Annotated in this window: 17 protein-coding genes; 7 read left to right on the top strand and 10 right to left on the bottom strand. The window is 66.1% G+C overall.

Annotated elements, in window-relative coordinates; translation table 11 throughout:
* Positions 1 to 5: 5 nt before the first annotated feature.
* Positions 6 to 599: an HD domain-containing protein gene (locus NATOC_RS05305; RefSeq protein WP_015320396.1), complete on the top strand. Its 594-nt coding sequence runs from the start codon at positions 6 to 8 to the stop codon at positions 597 to 599.
* A 79-nt stretch (positions 600 to 678) separates the two neighbouring features.
* Complete coding sequence (locus NATOC_RS05300; RefSeq protein WP_015320395.1) at positions 679 to 1,440, top strand: IclR family transcriptional regulator; 762 nt, start codon at positions 679 to 681, stop codon at positions 1,438 to 1,440.
* Between the two features lie 670 nt (positions 1,441 to 2,110).
* Here NATOC_RS05300 and gfo6 read toward each other — a convergent pair.
* The 9 genes from gfo6 to NATOC_RS05255 form a co-directional block, all read right to left on the bottom strand.
* A complete protein-coding gene (gene gfo6 / locus NATOC_RS05295) occupies positions 2,111 to 3,178 on the bottom strand; it encodes a D-xylose 1-dehydrogenase Gfo6 (RefSeq protein ID WP_015320394.1) in 1,068 nt (355 codons plus the stop codon).
* 35 nt (positions 3,179 to 3,213) lie between these two features.
* Positions 3,214 to 3,642, bottom strand: a complete 429-nt coding sequence (locus NATOC_RS05290; protein ID WP_015320393.1) for a universal stress protein — start codon at positions 3,640 to 3,642, stop codon at positions 3,214 to 3,216.
* Between the two features lie 40 nt (positions 3,643 to 3,682).
* Positions 3,683 to 4,648, bottom strand: a complete 966-nt coding sequence (locus tag NATOC_RS05285) for a hypothetical protein (protein ID WP_015320392.1) — start codon at positions 4,646 to 4,648, stop codon at positions 3,683 to 3,685.
* Between the two features lie 24 nt (positions 4,649 to 4,672).
* Positions 4,673 to 5,428, bottom strand: coding sequence for a hypothetical protein (locus NATOC_RS05280; protein ID WP_015320391.1), 756 nt, complete (start codon positions 5,426 to 5,428; stop codon positions 4,673 to 4,675).
* A gap of 42 nt (positions 5,429 to 5,470) precedes the next feature.
* Positions 5,471 to 5,947 (bottom strand): hypothetical protein, encoded by a 477-nt coding sequence (locus tag NATOC_RS21710; protein ID WP_015320390.1) that lies wholly within the window; start codon positions 5,945 to 5,947, stop codon positions 5,471 to 5,473.
* 2 nt (positions 5,948 to 5,949) lie between these two features.
* On the bottom strand, positions 5,950 to 7,140 hold the full coding sequence (locus NATOC_RS21705) for a hypothetical protein (RefSeq protein WP_015320389.1): 1,191 nt from the start codon (positions 7,138 to 7,140) through the stop codon (positions 5,950 to 5,952).
* 108 nt (positions 7,141 to 7,248) lie between these two features.
* The gene (locus tag NATOC_RS05265) at positions 7,249 to 8,403 is read right to left on the bottom strand and encodes an outer membrane protein assembly factor BamB family protein (protein WP_049888659.1); all 1,155 of its coding nucleotides are present in this window, start codon (positions 8,401 to 8,403) and stop codon (positions 7,249 to 7,251) included.
* 245 nt (positions 8,404 to 8,648) lie between these two features.
* Positions 8,649 to 9,569 (bottom strand): glycosyltransferase, encoded by a 921-nt coding sequence (locus tag NATOC_RS05260; RefSeq protein WP_015320387.1) that lies wholly within the window; start codon positions 9,567 to 9,569, stop codon positions 8,649 to 8,651.
* 81 nt (positions 9,570 to 9,650) lie between these two features.
* Positions 9,651 to 10,967 (bottom strand): cobyrinic acid a,c-diamide synthase, encoded by a 1,317-nt coding sequence (locus NATOC_RS05255; protein ID WP_015320386.1) that lies wholly within the window; start codon positions 10,965 to 10,967, stop codon positions 9,651 to 9,653.
* A gap of 225 nt (positions 10,968 to 11,192) precedes the next feature.
* On the opposite strand from NATOC_RS05255, the gene NATOC_RS22230 reads away from it, so the two are divergent.
* The 5 genes from NATOC_RS22230 to NATOC_RS05230 all read left to right on the top strand — a co-directional run bounded on the left by NATOC_RS22230 (position 11,193) and on the right by NATOC_RS05230 (position 15,015).
* Positions 11,193 to 11,357: a hypothetical protein gene (locus tag NATOC_RS22230; protein ID WP_015320385.1), complete on the top strand. Its 165-nt coding sequence runs from the start codon at positions 11,193 to 11,195 to the stop codon at positions 11,355 to 11,357.
* Between the two features lie 65 nt (positions 11,358 to 11,422).
* The gene (locus tag NATOC_RS05245) at positions 11,423 to 11,644 is read left to right on the top strand and encodes a hypothetical protein (RefSeq protein ID WP_015320384.1); all 222 of its coding nucleotides are present in this window, start codon (positions 11,423 to 11,425) and stop codon (positions 11,642 to 11,644) included.
* A 162-nt stretch (positions 11,645 to 11,806) separates the two neighbouring features.
* Positions 11,807 to 13,384, top strand: a complete 1,578-nt coding sequence (locus tag NATOC_RS05240; RefSeq protein ID WP_015320383.1) for a uracil-xanthine permease family protein — start codon at positions 11,807 to 11,809, stop codon at positions 13,382 to 13,384.
* A gap of 94 nt (positions 13,385 to 13,478) precedes the next feature.
* Positions 13,479 to 14,303, top strand: coding sequence for an alpha/beta fold hydrolase (locus tag NATOC_RS05235; RefSeq protein ID WP_015320382.1), 825 nt, complete (start codon positions 13,479 to 13,481; stop codon positions 14,301 to 14,303).
* 88 nt (positions 14,304 to 14,391) lie between these two features.
* Entirely contained in the window at positions 14,392 to 15,015 is a 624-nt protein-coding gene (locus tag NATOC_RS05230) for a MaoC family dehydratase (RefSeq protein ID WP_015320381.1), read from the top strand.
* Between the two features lie 4 nt (positions 15,016 to 15,019).
* Here the strand turns inward: NATOC_RS05230 and NATOC_RS05225 are convergent, their stop codons facing one another.
* Entirely contained in the window at positions 15,020 to 15,652 is a 633-nt protein-coding gene (locus tag NATOC_RS05225; RefSeq protein WP_015320380.1) for a hypothetical protein, read from the bottom strand.
* Positions 15,653 to 16,010: the final 358 nt, after the last annotated feature.

The raw sequence follows: 16,010 nt of genomic DNA, 5'->3' as shown, positions 1-16,010 counted from the left end.
TCGCGATGACAGACGTCGATTTCGGCGAGCAAGTCCGTGACGCGTTCCCCGAACTCGAGCGCATCGAGAGCGACGACCTCCGGGAGCGGGTCGTCGAGGCGTGGGTGCTCGGGCTGGAACGCGGCGGCTGGCGCGATATCGAGGACGTCCCCTACGCCTGGAACATCCAGGAGGTGACGAACGTCGAGCACGTCCGCGGAGTCACCCGTATCGCGCTCGAGAGCGCCGCCGAACAGCGGACGTTCCACGGCGCCGACCCCGATACGGACACGATCGCGGCCGCGTGTCTCCTCCACGACGTCGGGAAGTGTTACGAGTACCCCGCTCACGTCGACGAGACGCTCCTCGACGATCCCGACCCGCGGTACGTCAGCGAGGAGATTCCCCACTCCATCTCGGGGTACGCGCTGGCCCACGAGGTCGGCTGTCCGCTCGCCGTCCAGCGGGCGATCCCCCACTTCTTCGGGGAGGTGCCGACGCGCACCCTCGAAGCGGAGCTCGTCAAGAGCGCAAACTCGGCGTCCTCGAACGCGATCACGCAGGCGACGATGGGAATCACGCTCCAGGAGTGGATCGAAGAGTACTCCCAGACCACCTAGCTGGGCGACGCTGCCGGCGAGACGGCGCCGTTCGAATAACGGGAACAATGCTTTTGGAGGTCCGCACGGTGGGTTCGGTATGGAATCGGGACACAGACCGGTCGAAACCGTCGACACGGCGTTCGAGATCGTCGACCTCCTGAAACGACGGGACGGCGCCGGAATCACCGCGATCGCCGACGAGCTCGGGCTCGCGAAGAGCACGGTCTATCGCCACGTCAAGACCCTCGAGGCCCGGGAGCTGCTCGTCCGGGACGGAGATACCTACCGCATCGGCATGCGCTTTCTCGACTACGGGGTCTACGTCCGGAACCGCCATCCGCTGTACGAGTTCGTCCAGCCGAAGGTCGACGAACTCGCCGACGAAACCGACGAGAAGGTCTGGTGTGTGATCGAGGAGCACGGGGTCGGCGTCCACATCTACGGCGCCGAGGGACGCCACTCGGTGCGAACCCACGCCCGTATCGGCAAGCGAACCCCGCTCCACCAGTTCGCCGCGGGGAAGGCGATCCTCGCGAATCTCCCCGACGAACGGGTCGAGGAAATCGTCGACCGGCGGGGACTCGCTGCAACGACCGATCGGACGATCACCGACCGCAGCGAGCTGGCCGAGCAGCTAGCAACGATCCGCAAGCGGGGGTACGCCTTCAACCGAGAGGAGTCGGTTCGAGGAGTACACGCCGTCGGCGCGCCGATAAGGGACGAGTCCGGGACCGCGATCGGCGCGATTAGCGTCGCGGGACCGGCCAACCGGCTGCGCGGCGACCGGCTAACTGACGAGCTCCCGGCGCTGCTGCTCGGCGCGACCAACGAGGTGGAGATCAACTTCGCCCACGGGTAGCGACGGGGCGCTGCGCAATCGTCGCACCTCCGTTCGGCTCTTTCGAACGCACGGGCGAGAAGAGCTTCCTGTTCGAAAGGGACGTTCGAGCGACCTCAAATCTATTACACCCATACATCTGTATAAATTATTGGAGGGCAGGACGGCTACCACGATCAACCGATCGCTGTTTCCGCAGTTCGAACGCCATCGGTCAGCGCTACCGTTCGCGAACTTCCTCCCCTGTCAGAGCCGCATTCGGGATCGACGGATTCCCCGCGTCGTCTCGGTCGGGCCGGGTTGCTCGACCGAGACTGCGCTTCCTGGCGATGAACGGTTCGTTTCGAATCGATAGTACTGATATCAGGATATAGACTGTTATCCCCGAGCCACAATATCTATATAATTTCACGAGTTCTATATTCTATAGGAGTTTTCCGCGTTATATGGCCCGGTTCAGCGGCTCTCAGCTTTTCTCACGTTCCCCATGGCGTCATTCTACCTACTGTTGATCGACTTCTCTGGAGGGACGTCTCAGGACCGTAAATACGACGTTCGATGGAGAATTCGAGGTATTACTTCGTGAAATCGATCCCACTTCTGTGGGATGAGATATAGAACTATATAGATCGGTCTTTCTCTCTAAATTTGATATCTTCTACGCAGCGTGCTACGAGCTCCCCAGCCAACCCTAGAGCTCGACCGGTTCACCCTCCTCGGCGGCCCGGTGGATCGCCTCGATGATCCGCATGTCGACGAGACCGTGGCGACCGTCGGGATAGATCTCGGCGTCGGTCAGCACGCGATCCGCGAAGTAGTCGAATACCTCCCGTACTTCCCGCTGAGCGTCGAACTCGCCGTGATCGACCTCGACCGAGACGGCGCTACGGGAGAGTTTCAGGGTCGCCTCGCCGTGGAACGCCGGATCGAGCTCGATCGTCCCCTCGGTTCCGGTGAGCTTCAGGTGCGTGTCCTCGTGGGCCCGCTGGCTCGAGGTCGTGATCACGTGGACGTCGTCCTCGAGCAGCAGCGACGAGGACGCACGCTCGTCGGGAACGTCGGCGAAGGCCACGTGGTGAGACGACATGCGCGAGGCGACGCTCACCGGCTCCCGCCGGAGCAGGTATCGGGTGGTGTTGATCGAGTAGATTCCCAGATCCATCACCGAGGTGCCGTACCCCGACAGGTCGGGGTCGAGGCGCCACTGGTCGTGATCGGGGTTCATCTCGAGCAGCGGCTGGCCGTTCGCGCCGTAGACTGAAACTGGTTCGCCGAGGAAGCCCGACTCGACGAGCTCTCGGGCCCGTCGGACCGCGGGTTCGGTCTGCATCCGGTAGGCGATCATCAGCGGCACCTCGTTCTCGCAGGCCTCGACCAGTCGCTCGGCCCGTTCGACGGTCGCCTCCATCGGCTTCTCACAGAGGACGGCCTTGCCGAGCTCGGCGGCGGTTTCGGCGTACTCGAGGTGGAAGGCGTTCGGCGTGCCGACGTAGACGGCGTCGTAGGCGTCGCTCGCCGCCCCGTCGTGATACTGATCGTAGCTGATTCCGCGCTCGACGTCGTTCTCCGCGGCGAGCCGTTCCGCCTTCTCCGTCGAGCTGCTGACCAGCACCGACACCTCCCCGAGATCCGAGTGCTCGATCGCCGGGATCGCGACGTCGACGGTCCACCAGCCGAGTCCGATCAGCGCGTAGCGGACGGTTCCCTCCTCGGTAGTCTGCCAGTCTCGCTCGTCGTAGCCGTCGATCCAGTCGTGCATTCACGAACGGGTACTCGAAGGAGGAACAAAACTCCTCACCTGTCACCGACGACCAGCACCGGGCGAGTTGCGAGCCTGACGACGGCGTCGACGGTGCTGCCGAGCAGGGCGCCCTTGAACGAGGAGCGGCCGCGGGCGCCGACGACGATCGCGTCGACGCCGCAGTCGTCGGCGTAGGTGACGATTTCGTCGTGGGGGACCCCGACCCGAACCGCCGTCTCGACGGGGACGTCGGCCCCGGCGGCTCGCTCCTCGAGGGACGCCAGTGTCGCCTCCGCTCGCTCGCAGAGGTGGTCTTCGGCTTCGTCGGGATCGACGATGGCGTTGTCGTACTCGGTTCGGGTCTCGACGACGGCGACGCCGTACAGCGTCGCTCCGAGTCCGCTCGCGAGGTCGATCGCGTGTTCGACCGCCACCGAGGCCGCTTCGCTCCCGTCGGTCGCCACGAGGATCGAATCGTACATACCGGAGCTACGCGAGCAAGCGTCAAAGAGATACGGACCGCTACCGGTTTCGTTTCGGCATCGTCGAGTGGCGCTTGACCGCGTTCATGTCCGCCCGCTCGTTGGGCGGTGGCGCCATCGTCGAGTGGCGGGAGGACTCGCTCGAGCCGAGTCCCTCGTCGGAGCCGAGAAGGCCATCGTCCTCGTCGTCTTCGTCCTCATCGTTGTCCGCCTCCTCCTCGTCTTCGTCGTCGGAGTCGAGGAGTTCGTCGTCCTCGGCCTCGGAGTCCAGGAGGTCGTCGGCGGCTTCGAGGAGTTCGTCGTCCTCGTCCTCGGAGTCCAGGAGGTCGTCGGCGGCTTCGAGGAGCCCCTCTTCCTCCTCGGCCTCGTCCGACCCGTCGTCGGAACCCGCCGCCGCTTCTAGCTGGTCCCGAACCGACTCGAGGTCGGCGCCGAACTCCTCGAACGACGAACCCACGGCGTCCCGGAGGCGATCCTCGAGTTCGTCGCTCGCGTCCGCCGACTCCTCGTCCGCGGCCTCGTCGTCATCTCTGTCCGCGTCGTCGTCCGTTTCGCTTTCGGCGTCCTCATCGTCTGCATCTCCCTCGCTCTCGGCGTCCTCGTCGTCCGTCTCTTCCTCGTCATCGGCTTCGGAGTCGGCATCGCCGTCCTCGCCGGTCGCCTCGCGGAGTCCAGCGATCACGTCGCCGAGTTCGTCCTCCTCCGACCGGTCGGCGAGCTTCGCGAGCCGGACCAGCCGCTGGAGCTCCTCGACGTGTTCGGGCTTGCCCTCGGTGATCGCCTCCGGGACGGTCTCGGGCTCGGTACCGTCCTCGAGGGTGCCCAGTCCGACCGCCTCGAGCAGCTCCTTGGGGTCGGTCTCCTCGAGAATGTCGGCCGCCTCCTCGGCCAGCTCGAGCAGGTCGTCGTCGGCGCCGTCGTCCTCGTCTGGAACGGCGAGGGCGCCACTTTCCGTGCTGGCGTCGTCGAGTATCTCCGTGATACGGTCGTAGAGTTCGTCGGTCATGGTCGGATGGGGGTAGCGGTGAGGCTACTCGGAGTCGTCCGAATCGTCGGCCCCGGCGTCGTCGTCAGCGACGGCCTCGATGATCCCGTCGGTCATCTCCTCGCGGCTGAGATTGGCCTTGACGCCGACGTCCTTGGCGACCGACTGGAGATCCTGGTAGGACATCACGCCGAGGAAGTCCTCGAGGGTCTCCTGGCGCAGGTCCTCGAGCTCTTCGACCGACGGCTCGTCGGGCTCCTCCCTTTCGGGTTCGTCGTCGTCGGCCTTGTCGCTTTCGTCGGCCTCCTCGTCTGTGGCGTCGGAGTCGTCGTCCTCGGGTTCTTCCTCCGACTCGTCCTCGGTGTCCGCTTCTTCCGGCTCGTCTTCGTCTAACTCTTCGTCCGCTTCGTCCTCGGTGTCCGCTTCCGGCGACTCGTCGTCCTCGGCCTCGGTTTCACCGTCCGTCAACGCGCCGGTCGCCGACGAGAGGACGTCCTGTCCGAGGACGTTACCGATCGCCTTGCTGATCGCTGCGCGGATCGCCTCCACGAGATCGGAGAGCAGCTCCCGGAGGCTCTTGCCGCTCTCGAGCCCCTCTCTGAGGGTGTCCTGGACGTCGTGACCGACCGTCGCGCCGATCTCGCGACCGAGCTGTTCGCCGAACTGGCGGCCGACGGCCGCACCGACCTCGCCGCCGTCGAGGTTGTCCTTGAGGTCGCCGTCCCCGAGCAGATCGGCGACGTCGACCTGTTCGGTGACCTCGTCGGTGACCATCTGTTTCAGTCCGGAGTCCTCACTCATCGCGCTCACCTCGAGTCGCTGGTAGAGAACTCGGCACCACGACTACTCTCCTCCGTCCTCGTCGTCTTCGTTCCCGTCGTCCGCTTCGTCCGTCTCCTCGTCCTCGTTCTCACCTTCGTCGTCTTCGGCTTCGTCCTCCTCGTCCCCTTCGCCGTCGTCGTCACCGTCGGACGATTCGTCCTCGCCCTCCGATTCCTCGTCCTCGTCTTCGCCATCTTCGACTTCGTCCTCGTCTTCGCCATCTTCGGCTTCGTCCTCGTCTTCGCCATCTTCGGCTTCGTCCTCGTCGGCGCTCAGCAACTCCTCGACAACGAGTTCGCCGATCCGCTGTCCGACCTGCTCGCCGATCTTCCGACCGATGATCGCACCGATCAGTCCTCCCAGGGTCTCGCCGAGGGGCTCGTCCTCGTCGATCTCGTCTTCCCACTGGGTTCCCTCGAGGAGGTCGTCGAGCTCGAGGCTCTCGGTAATCTTGTCGTAGTCGATCTGTTCCGTCAGTGACTCGGATGCTTCACTCATTGTTATGCACTCGCCTCCGCGTTGCCGTTCTGGTCGTCGGCCTCTTCGTCGCCCTCGAGCTGGTCGATCAGCGCCTGGAGGATCTCACGGACTACCGTGGCGATGAACTCCTCGACGGGGAGATCCGGAATCAGTCCGCGCAGACTGTCGGTCATCGTCTCGATCGCGGACGAGATCCGCTCTCTTGCCGCCCCGGCCGCGGACGAAATCCGGCCCTGTTCGTCCTCGCCGTCTTCGGCCTCGTCGCCCTCGTCTTCATCACCCTCCTCGTCTTCCTCGTCGCCGCCCAGGAGTTCGCTAACGAACTCCTGTGGCCTACTCACCAGGGAGGCGAGCGCTTCCTGGGAGCGGTCGACGATCGAGGAGAGCGCCTCGGCCGGTCGCTCGAGCAGCGACTGGACGCCGCCCAGCAGCTCCTGGGAGCCGTCGAGCAGTCCGGAGACCGCCGACAGCAGGTTGCCGAGCAGGTTCCCCTCTCCCGGCCGGGCCGACAGGTTGAGGACGACCGGATCCAGGTTGACCTCGAGACCCAGCAGGTCGAGGAACAGTCCATCGAGATCGAGGTGGAGCACGTTCGTGGCGTCGTCGTCCTCGTAGGACTCCTCAGCGCCCTGTTCGTGTCCGACGGGTGCTTCCTCCTCGTCCTCTTCGGCTTCTTCGTCCTCTTCCTCAGCTTCCTCCTCGTCCTCTTCGGCTTCTTCGTCCTCTTCCTCAGCTTCTTCCTCGTCTTCAGCTTCCTCGTCCTCCCCTTCCTCAGCTTCCTCCTCGTCCTCTTCGGCTTCTTCGTCCTCCTCAGCTTCTTCCTCGTCTTCAGCTTCCTCGTCCTCCCCTTCCTCAGCTTCCTCCTCGTCCTCTTCGGCTTCTTCGTCCTCCTCAGCTTCTTCCTCGTCTTCAGCTTCCTCGTCCTCCCCTTCCTCACCTTCTTCCTCGTCTTCATCCTCCTCTTCTTCGGCTTCTTCGTCCTCCTCTTCCTCAGCTTCTTCCTCGTCTTCTTCGGCTTCCTCGTCTTCTTCGGCTTCCTCGTCTTCTTCGGCTTCCTCGTCCTCCTCTTCCTCAGCTTCTTCCTCTCCGCCGTCGGTCATCACGCGGCGTGGTCGACCTTCGTCGTCGGTCAGTGCCGAACGAAAGCCCGGTCGGTCGTCCGCTGAATCCGAACGCTCCGCCGAGTCATCGTACTCTCTCGTCTCTGTCATTATCTGGAAAAACAGACGAGAGTGTCCGTTGTGGTGGTTTGCCTTGCGTATGCGACCGTCGACTCGTCTCGACGGAACGCGACGAACCGAACCGTTCCCGTGATAGAGTCAGTCCTGCTGCATGACTGCTCCGACGAGGAGAGTGTCCTCGGCGCGCGTCGTTTCCCCGTCACTGAACGAACGGCGGCGTTCGATCACCGCGATCGTCCCCTCGCCGACGGTCGCGGCGGTGACGGTTCCGTCGAGTCTCACGTCCTCGGCGGAACCGGTCTCGAGGACGAACCGACGAACCGCGTGGGTGTCGACGTCGGCCCCGACGGGACGGGGGACGAGGACGTCGCCGTTCGTCGCGAATCCGTCGATACGGCCCCGTCCGGAAGCGGTCCACAGCGCACCGCCGTCGCCGTCGACAGCGACGATTCGGTGGTCGGTGTCGCGGTGCTCGATGGGTTCGACGGCAAAGACCGCTCGGCCGTCGTGGGCGTACGCATGGGTCGGAGCCCTGGCTCCGTCCTCGGTTCCAAACGGGACTCGCCAGCGTTCGGCACCGCCGTCCGTGAGCAGGTAGCCACAGCCGTCGCCACAGCTCGCGACCGCGACAGTGTCGCCGTCGAACGCAACGTCGCTCACGCGGCGGTCGCCCGCGGTTCCGGGATCCCAGGTCCAGGCGAGTTCGCCGGCATCGGTCTCGAGGACGACCAACCCGTTGTCGTGGGCGCCCGGGCAGCGATCGTAGCCAACCGCCAGCCGATCGCCCCGCTCGGTCGCGGCGAGCGCGACCGGCGAGGCGTCGGTCCCGTAGCGCCAGCGGACCCGCCCGTCGCGGTCGAACGCGAGGACGGTCCCCGACCGTCTCCCGTCGCCGACGCGACGGACGGCCGCGTACAGCCGATCGGTCGCGCCGTCCTCGAGCGCGACGACACGAGAGGCCCCGACGTCGTCGCCGTCGGGCGGTGACACGTCGTACTGCCAGCGACGACGGCCGTCCTCGAGTGCGTAGGCCGCGACCGTCGCCGTTCCCTCGCAGCCGGTCGCGACGACCGCGACGTCTCCGCAGACGGCGAGTTCGTGGATCCGGCCCGAGGTGGCGGTCGTCCACCGGGACTCGAGGGAGTCGTCCTCGAAGGCCGTGACGGTGCCGTCCCGCCGAGCGACGACGACGAACACGCCAGCAACGGCGAGGCACGGCGCCGATCGGTGATCGGTCTCGCCCAGCGACCGCCGTCGAAACGTCGCCTCCGGACCGGTGTTCGTTCCGCTCACGCTCGCGCCTCCGCCGCTTCGAAACCCGTCCCGCAGATCGCAGGGCACGGCCCGGTCGAGTCCTCGAGCGAACGTTTCGATCGACCGACGTCGCGGGTCCGCGGCCCGACCCGCTCGCCGAGCGAGACAGCAGCTATCATCGTCCGAGGGATGGATGGTCGATACTAAAACAATTTTGGTTGTCGTAGGACAAGTTTGCTTTCAGGAGACAGGGCACGAGCACCTGGGTTCGACGGGGAAAGCTGTTAGAGCGGTTCGATCGTGACATCGAACTTCCCGTCCCATCGGTAGCGTCGCCCACCCCAGACGAACGTTCGACGTGCTAGCCCGTAGACGAGCAGGGGGATCGCCGCCAGCGCCACGGGGTAGGCCGCGAGGAACGTCCACCGGTGGATGCCGAACGCGGCGTAGATCGCGGCCATCGAGAGCGTCGTCAGTGCGAGCATCGGCAGCGGAAACAGCAGGCAGGCGACGGTCAACACGGCCGCAAGCATCCCCTGAGCGGCGGTTCCCGTCGGATCGTGGTATCGTACGATCTTGACGAACCGGGCCTGGTTCTCGAGAGTTTCGCGGGTCGAACCGCCGATTTCGACGTGGCGTGGCCGTTTGATCGTCGTGAACTCGACGTGCTCCGAGAGGAGGCCGTCGTCGCTTACCGTCTGTCGAAGCTCGTCGAGAAACCGCTGTTCGTCGTCGAGATCGTCGCGTTCGAAGACGAGCGACCCACCCCACGGGATGTTCGCGAGGGAGACGGCGAGCGTTCCGCTGATCGCGTGGGTCGGTTCGAGCACCGCGGCAAGCGGGTCCCGACCGACGAACACCGGCAGCTCGGAGGTCGGCCCTCGGCGGTCGTAGTCGATCCGCAGCTTTTCGAGCCAGCCGGACGGGTGGGAGAAGTCGTCGTCGGTCCAGACGATCCGCTCGGCGTCGGCAGCCTCCATCCCGGCCGCGATCGCGTTGGCCTTCCCGGAGCAGTCCTCGGGTTCGCCCGCGACGATCGAACGGACGCCGTCACGGGCTTCGGCACGATCGGCGACCGACTCGTGGAACTCGTCACAGACGACGAGCAGTTCGTCGTCCGGTTGGAGCTGGTCGGCGATCTGCTCGCAGACGTCGTTCCACCCCGTCGTCGGCAGGATGACGGCGATCGGCGTCGGCGCGTCCATACCCATCCATTCGCGTCAATTGTCATCAAACGACAGGACGGTCCGAGGACGGCGACGCGTCCGACGAGATACCGATCGGTCTCAGTCCCCGAGCAGTTCGAGGAACCGGTCGAACGCCCCGCTCTCGGGGTGGACATGGGCGTAGGTGCCGAGCGACTCGTGTTCGACGAGGCCGTCGCGCTCGCCGTCGATTCCCTCACCCCGGACCGTCTCGAAGGCAAAGCGGGCGTCGCCGTCGACGTCGGCGCTCGAGTAGTGGAACTCGTGGCCTCGGATTGACTCGCCGGCGCGGGCGGTCAGGGTGCCGTCGATCGCCTCGAGCTCGACGTGGTCGAGCGCCCGGTAGCGGTCGTGCATCGTCACGTCCGCCGGCAGAATCCCGGCCATCTCGGCGCGCTCGCCGTCGGCGGTCGTCAGCGACCGCGACATGGCCATCAGCCCGCCACACTCCCCGAAGACGGGAAGCCCCTCGCTGGCTCGCTCGCCGAGCTCCGAGAGGGTGTCGCCGCCCGCAAGTTCCGTCGCGTGGAGTTCGGGGTAGCCGCCGGGGAGGTAGACGCCGTCGCAGTCGGGAACCGGATCGTCGGCGACCGGGGAGAACGTCACCAGCTCCGCGCGCTCGCGAAAGCGTTCGATCGTCGCGGGGTACCGAAAACAGAAGGCCGCGTCGCTGGCGATCGCGACGCGAGCGTCGACGGCTCTTGGGCGCGATGGACGTTCCGGCGAGGACGCCGGCGCGGGAGGCTCGCTGGCGACCGCGGCCAGCTGTTCCGGTTCGAGGGTTTCGGCGGCCTCCCGCAGCGCCGCACGGGGCAGCGTCGCCTCCTCGCCCATCTCGAGTCCCAGGTGGCGGTCGGGGATCTCGAGGTCGTCTCTCGGCGGGATCCGACCGAAGTACTCGAGGTCGGCGGGCAACGCGTCCCGGATCCCCTGCTCGTGGCGACCACCGTGGGCCCGCTGGGCGACGATCCCCGCGACCTCGACGTCGCGGCCGATCCGGTCGGCGTACTCGCGAAAGCCGAGGGCCGTCGCGGCGACGCTTTCCATCCCCGCGCTGGCGTCGACGACGAGGACGACGGGAACGTCGAGCGCCTCGGCGACCATCGCCGTACTCGAGCCGTCGCCGTCGTACAGTCCCATCACGCCCTCGACGACACAGACGTCGCCCTCGCCGCGACGGTAGTTCCGGCGGAGGCCGTCCTCGCCGCAGAGCCACAGGTCGAGCGTGCGGGAGGGCCGTCCCGCGACTGCCTCGTGGTGGCTCGGATCGATGAAGTCCGGCCCCGCCTTCGCGGGCTGGACGTCGTGGCCCGCGTCCTCGAGGGCCCGGATCACCGACAGCGTCGCGACGGTCTTGCCGACGCCGGAGCTGACGCCGCCGAGGACGAACCCCTTCATCGCTCGGCCCCCGAACGGCGCGTCGGTCGTTCGCCTCGGATCATTATGATTGCGTTACCGCAACCAGACTTGAATCCGTCGGTGGCGAGGGAGGTGGGAGCGCGAGGACGCTCGCGTCGTCGCGTCGAGTGGGCGCCACGGAACGCCGTACACAACCGACGCAGTCCGGAGTCGATCGGCGACGAGCTTAACAGCTTCAGGTTCGTACGCCCGCTGCTGGTCCCCATGACCGAGAACGGAAACGAGGAGACCGAGCACCACCTTCGGGAGGCGGTCCGACACCTCAGTGAGGCACAGGACGGCGATCTCCGGAAGACGAACGCGGTCGCCCTCGAGGAGGTCTCGGACACCGTGTCGACGATCCTCCACGAGCAGGACGACGAGGAGTGACCTCCGGGACGCTTCCGCTCGAGCGACGACCACAGCGTTTTGTCGCCTCCCCACAAGGGGACCGTATGAGTGAGGAGACAGCGACCGACGGCGAGTGCCACCGGCGCGACTGCGACGAGCCCGCGGCGTTCGTCGTCCTCGAGCGCTACCAGGAGGAGACCGGGAAAGGTGCCGTCGAGGCCGAGGCGGCCCTCTGTCGGACCCACACCGACGAGGAGAGCCCGACGAATCTCGACGGGGCGTACGACGATTACGTATTCCGCGTCGAGCCGATCGGCGAGGAGTGAGACGGGTCGCCGTCGGTCAGCGACGGCATATCCGTGACCGTCTCTGAGCTCGTTTCGAGGGGCGTGTACGGCAGACCGCGTGACAGGCTTCCGACCGAAGGAGTCGGACGATCCGGATCAATACCCATTTGAGCCGGCTGCCGCGTTATCCAACAGAGACGGATGACCGACGACGACGCGGTCGACCGGGAGCGGGCCGAGGGGATCGAGTACGGGATCGAGGACCGACCGCCGCTTGGCGAGTCGACGGTGCTCGGAATCCAGCACTACCTGACGATGGTCGGCGCCAACATCGCGGTGCCGCTGATTCTGGCCGGAGCGATGGGGATGCCCGAGGACGTCACGGCCCAGTTCATCGGGACGTTCTTCGTCGTCTCGGGGATCGCGACGCTGGCCCAGACGACCTTCGGGAACCGGTACCCGATCGTCCAGGGGGCGCCCTTCTCGATGCTCGCGCCGGCGCTTGCGGTCATCGCGGTCGTGACCGCGGGCGGCGTCCAGGGCCAGCCCGACTGGCAGGCCGCGTTGCTCCAGCTTCAGGGAGCGATCATCGTCGCCGCGGCGGTCCAGGTCGCGATGGGGTACTTCGGCCTGGTCGGGAAGCTCCGTCGCTACCTCTCTCCGGTCGTCATCGCGCCGACGATCGCCCTGATCGGCCTGGCGCTGTTCGACGCCGACCAGATCACCGCTACCGACCAGAGCTGGCTGCTACTGGGGTTTACCCTGGGGCTGATCCTGCTGTTCTCGCAGTACCTCGAGCTCAGACACCGGGCGTTCAGACTGTATCCCGTCCTGCTGGCGATCGGCATCGCCTGGGTCGTCGCCGCGGCCCTCTCGGCGACCGGCGTCCTCGGCGGCGGCCACCCGGGTCACGTCCCGCTCGGCGACGTCACCGACGTCGACCCGCTGTTGCCGATCCACCCGCTGCAGTGGGGCGTCCCCGAGTTCACGACCGCATTTATCGTGGGGATGTTCGCGGGCGTCCTCGCTTCGATCGTCGAGAGCATCGGCGACTACTACGCGGTGGCGAACCTGACCGGGTCGGCGGCACCAAGCGAGCGACGGATCAACCACGGAATCGGTATGGAGGGGCTGATGAACGTCTTCTCGGGCGTGATGGGGACCGGCGGGTCGACCTCCTACTCCGAGAACGTCGGCGCGATCGGGCTCACGGGCGTGGCCTCGCGGTACGTCGTCCAGATCGGCGCCGCGGTTATGATCGTCGCGGGCTTTATCGGCTACTTCGGCCAGCTGATCGCGACGATCCCCGATCCGATCGTCGGCGGGCTGTTCGTCGCGATGTTCGCCCAGATCGTCGCCGTCGGGATCGCGAACCTGAGACACGTCGACCTCGAGTCCTCGCGGAACGTGTTCGTCGTCGGCTTCGCGCTGTTCGTCGGCCTCGCGATCCCCGAGTATATGGCGAACTTCGCGGACCCGATCGCGTTCCGGGAGGCGATCGATCTCGCGTCGACGATCGCTCCGCTGATCGAGGCCGACCTCGTCGCCGATACCGCGGCTGCGGTCTGGATCGAGGCGACCGCACAGGCGCTCGTCGATTCGGTGTTTATCATCGGCTCGACGGGGATGGCCGTCGGCGGACTGGCTGCGCTCGTCCTCGACAACACCATTCCCGGTACCCGTGAGGAACGCGGTCTCGCCCAGTGGGAACGTCTCACCGAGGACGACGCGGAGTTCGATAGCTTCTGGGATCGGTGGGTGGGTTCCGGCCGCGAGTAGCCGTCGCCGACCCGAGAGTCGGGCCGCAGTCGTCGGCCCGCGATACGTAGCGATTTGGAGACAGGCCTATAACCGAGGGAGCACAGAACGGACCATGGCAGAACTCTCGCTCGACGACGCGACGCTGTGGTACGACAGTTGCGGCGACGGCTCGCCGCTAGTGTTCGTCCACGGCGGCTGGCAGAACGGCCGCGCCTGGCAGCCCCAGGTCGACCGGTTCGACTCGACACACCGCCCGATCACCCTCGACGTGCGCGGTCACGGCAACACCGGCGTGACCGACGTCGACGAGTACTCGATCGACCTCTTTACCGACGACCTCGAGGCGCTGCTCGATCACCTCGACCTCGAGGAACCGGTACTCTGTGGGCTCTCGCTGGGTTCGATGGTCGTCCAGAACTACCTCGACCGCCACCCCGACCGCGCGGCGGGCGCGATTCTCGGCGGGGCCGTTCGATCGATGCCACCCGTCGAACTCCCGCCCGGAGCGAAGCCGCTGCTCTCACCGATGCCCGCGCTTACGGCCTCGCTATCGATGACCGGGCCCGAGGCGACGTTTCGCTCGATGCTGACCTCGATCCGGGCGACGACGGGTCAGCGGTGGCTCTCGGTCGAGCCCGAAGTCCGAGAGACAGCGATGGAGGCCGTCGGTGAGGTCGATTCCGCCGAGTACCGGAAGATTTTCAACGCGCTCTACCGGTTCGACCCGCCCGAACTGAGCCACGTCGAGACGCCGACGCTCGTCGTCCACGGCGACCAGGAGGCACCCCCGGTCAAACGGCAGAGCCGCGAGATCGCCGCCGAGGTCGAGGACGGCGCGTGGCTCGAACTCGAGAACTCGGGTCACCTCGTCAACCAGGACCGCCCGACGGCGTTCAACGAGGCCGCCGCGGCCTTCCTCGAGGAGCGAGGGTACTGATCGCGTGACCGTCTCGACCTCGGAGTGGTAAGCAGTGCTGTCAAGAGGGTGGGGATGGTACACACACGCAAGCTACGGCCGAAACCCCATGAGCTCGAACTCGATCCCCACCGACGCAACCGACGTCGTACCGACTCCGGAACGCTGGGCAACCATCTCGCGCCACGTCATCAACAGCTACGCCGAGGCCAACAGCGCGATGCTGGCCGCGATGGGGCTACAGTCCGCCGACGAGTCGAGCGGAACCGAACCCGCGGTGCCGGAAGTCAGCTACGGCGACACCGATTGGACAACCGAACGCTCGACCGACAGTCTCGCGGAGCTGTCGGTCGGCGACACCGTACAGTTCACCAAGTCCGTCGACGACGCGGACGTCGCCGCCTTCGCGCAGGTCTCGGGCGACACCAATCGCCTCCACCTCGAGGAGGAGTTCGCCGAGGAGACCCGCTTCGGAGGCTCGATCGCCCACGGAACCCTCGTCGCCGGCGCCATCAGCGCGGCGCTCGCTCGGTTCCCCGGGCTGACGGTGTATCTCTCCCAAGACCTCGAGTTCCAGGGACCTGTCGAGATCGGCTCAACGATCACTGCCGACTGCGAGATCGTCGAGGAGTTAGGCGGCGGTCGGTACCGGCTCCGAACGACCGTCGACTCCGAGGATGACCGTGTCGTCGACGGCGAGGCCGTCGTGTTGATCGAGGACGAACCCGAGTAGCCGACTACTCCTCGAAGACGCCGTACACCATCGCAGCCGATTCCGGATCCTCGATCCCGTCCTCGAGTCCGATCTCGATCACGCGGGTCCAGGTTCCGTCCGCCGGGACGTTCCACACCTCGTCGATACAGTAGCAGTTGAGCACGAGCCCATCGTCGGGGTCGTACGGCTCCCCTTCGGGGAGATGGGCGTCGAAGCCGACGTCCTCGTCGCTGCGGACCGTCAGCCCCATCGTTCGGGTTTCGCCCGGCGACAGCTCGAGGGCGTACAGCTCGATCTCGTCGGTATCGATCGTCGGCAGCTCCTCGGTGGGCTCCTCGAGGAGGTCGATCTCCGACAGCTCCTGGGTGTCGTACTGCTCGGTGTCGCTGATCTCGGCCGCCGGGTTCGGCTCGTAGAGCTCGCTCGTGATCGGGAGGTTGTCATCGGCGAACCCGACCCCCAGCGTCACCGCACCGTCGCCGGCCTCGGACTGCTCGGCGACCGTCTCCTGGAGGGCACCGACGTCGAGCTCCTCGAGTTGCGGATGGGTGTCGTCCTCGAGGGCGGTACAGCCGGCCGCGCCGACCGCGAGTACCCCGGCCGTCGTTCCGAGAACGGTTCGACGGTCGGGATCGAAGCCGCTGCGCTCGGTCATACGCCCGTTCGAGGGATCGACGCACAAAGGCGTTGAGATACCCCACGTTCCTCGCAGCTATCTCGGTAGCTGTCGTCACGACGTTTCGAGGAGACTAGTATCGGTATACGCGGCCATGCATTCGGACTGGAGAGTGTCCACATGAACGTGAGATCGACGACTATCCAGCGACTGAATACGAACGTGTTTCGGAGTGTCCATCGAGCAAGAGCCCACATGCACTTTGTCGCGGTGAGATCACGCGCCCGATCCAACAAGACTGGCCGATGAAGGCAGTCGGCGATCGAGCAACCGTCTCCGAGTAGGTAATCGAGATGCACTACGACCAACGCACAGGGAAAGAAAATGGAACAGCGGA

Origin of the sequence: Natronococcus occultus SP4 (assembly GCF_000328685.1) — an archaeon.
In the GTDB taxonomy this organism is placed as follows: domain Archaea; phylum Halobacteriota; class Halobacteria; order Halobacteriales; family Natrialbaceae; genus Natronococcus; species Natronococcus occultus.
The sequence above is the reverse complement of the archived record's forward strand: the minus strand, read 5'-3'. Positions and strand labels throughout refer to the sequence as shown.

Excerpts from the sequence above, each read along its gene's own strand:
- NATOC_RS05305 (WP_015320396.1), top strand. The coding sequence starts at position 6 with ATGACAGACGTCGATTTCGGCGAGCAAGTCCGTGACGCGTTCCCCGAA.
- NATOC_RS05300 (WP_015320395.1), top strand. The coding sequence starts at position 679 with ATGGAATCGGGACACAGACCGGTCGAAACCGTCGACACGGCGTTCGAG.
- gfo6 (WP_015320394.1), bottom strand. The coding sequence starts at position 3,178 with ATGCACGACTGGATCGACGGCTACGACGAGCGAGACTGGCAGACTACC.
- NATOC_RS05290 (WP_015320393.1), bottom strand. The coding sequence starts at position 3,642 with ATGTACGATTCGATCCTCGTGGCGACCGACGGGAGCGAAGCGGCCTCG.
- NATOC_RS05285 (WP_015320392.1), bottom strand. The coding sequence starts at position 4,648 with ATGACCGACGAACTCTACGACCGTATCACGGAGATACTCGACGACGCC.
- NATOC_RS05280 (WP_015320391.1), bottom strand. The coding sequence starts at position 5,428 with ATGAGTGAGGACTCCGGACTGAAACAGATGGTCACCGACGAGGTCACC.
- NATOC_RS21710 (WP_015320390.1), bottom strand. The coding sequence starts at position 5,947 with ATGAGTGAAGCATCCGAGTCACTGACGGAACAGATCGACTACGACAAG.
- NATOC_RS21705 (WP_015320389.1), bottom strand. The coding sequence starts at position 7,140 with ATGACAGAGACGAGAGAGTACGATGACTCGGCGGAGCGTTCGGATTCA.
- NATOC_RS05260 (WP_015320387.1), bottom strand. The coding sequence starts at position 9,569 with ATGGACGCGCCGACGCCGATCGCCGTCATCCTGCCGACGACGGGGTGG.
- NATOC_RS05255 (WP_015320386.1), bottom strand. The coding sequence starts at position 10,967 with ATGAAGGGGTTCGTCCTCGGCGGCGTCAGCTCCGGCGTCGGCAAGACC.
- NATOC_RS22230 (WP_015320385.1), top strand. The coding sequence starts at position 11,193 with ATGACCGAGAACGGAAACGAGGAGACCGAGCACCACCTTCGGGAGGCG.
- NATOC_RS05245 (WP_015320384.1), top strand. The coding sequence starts at position 11,423 with ATGAGTGAGGAGACAGCGACCGACGGCGAGTGCCACCGGCGCGACTGC.
- NATOC_RS05240 (WP_015320383.1), top strand. The coding sequence starts at position 11,807 with ATGACCGACGACGACGCGGTCGACCGGGAGCGGGCCGAGGGGATCGAG.
- NATOC_RS05235 (WP_015320382.1), top strand. The coding sequence starts at position 13,479 with ATGGCAGAACTCTCGCTCGACGACGCGACGCTGTGGTACGACAGTTGC.
- NATOC_RS05230 (WP_015320381.1), top strand. The coding sequence starts at position 14,392 with ATGAGCTCGAACTCGATCCCCACCGACGCAACCGACGTCGTACCGACT.
- NATOC_RS05225 (WP_015320380.1), bottom strand. The coding sequence starts at position 15,652 with ATGACCGAGCGCAGCGGCTTCGATCCCGACCGTCGAACCGTTCTCGGA.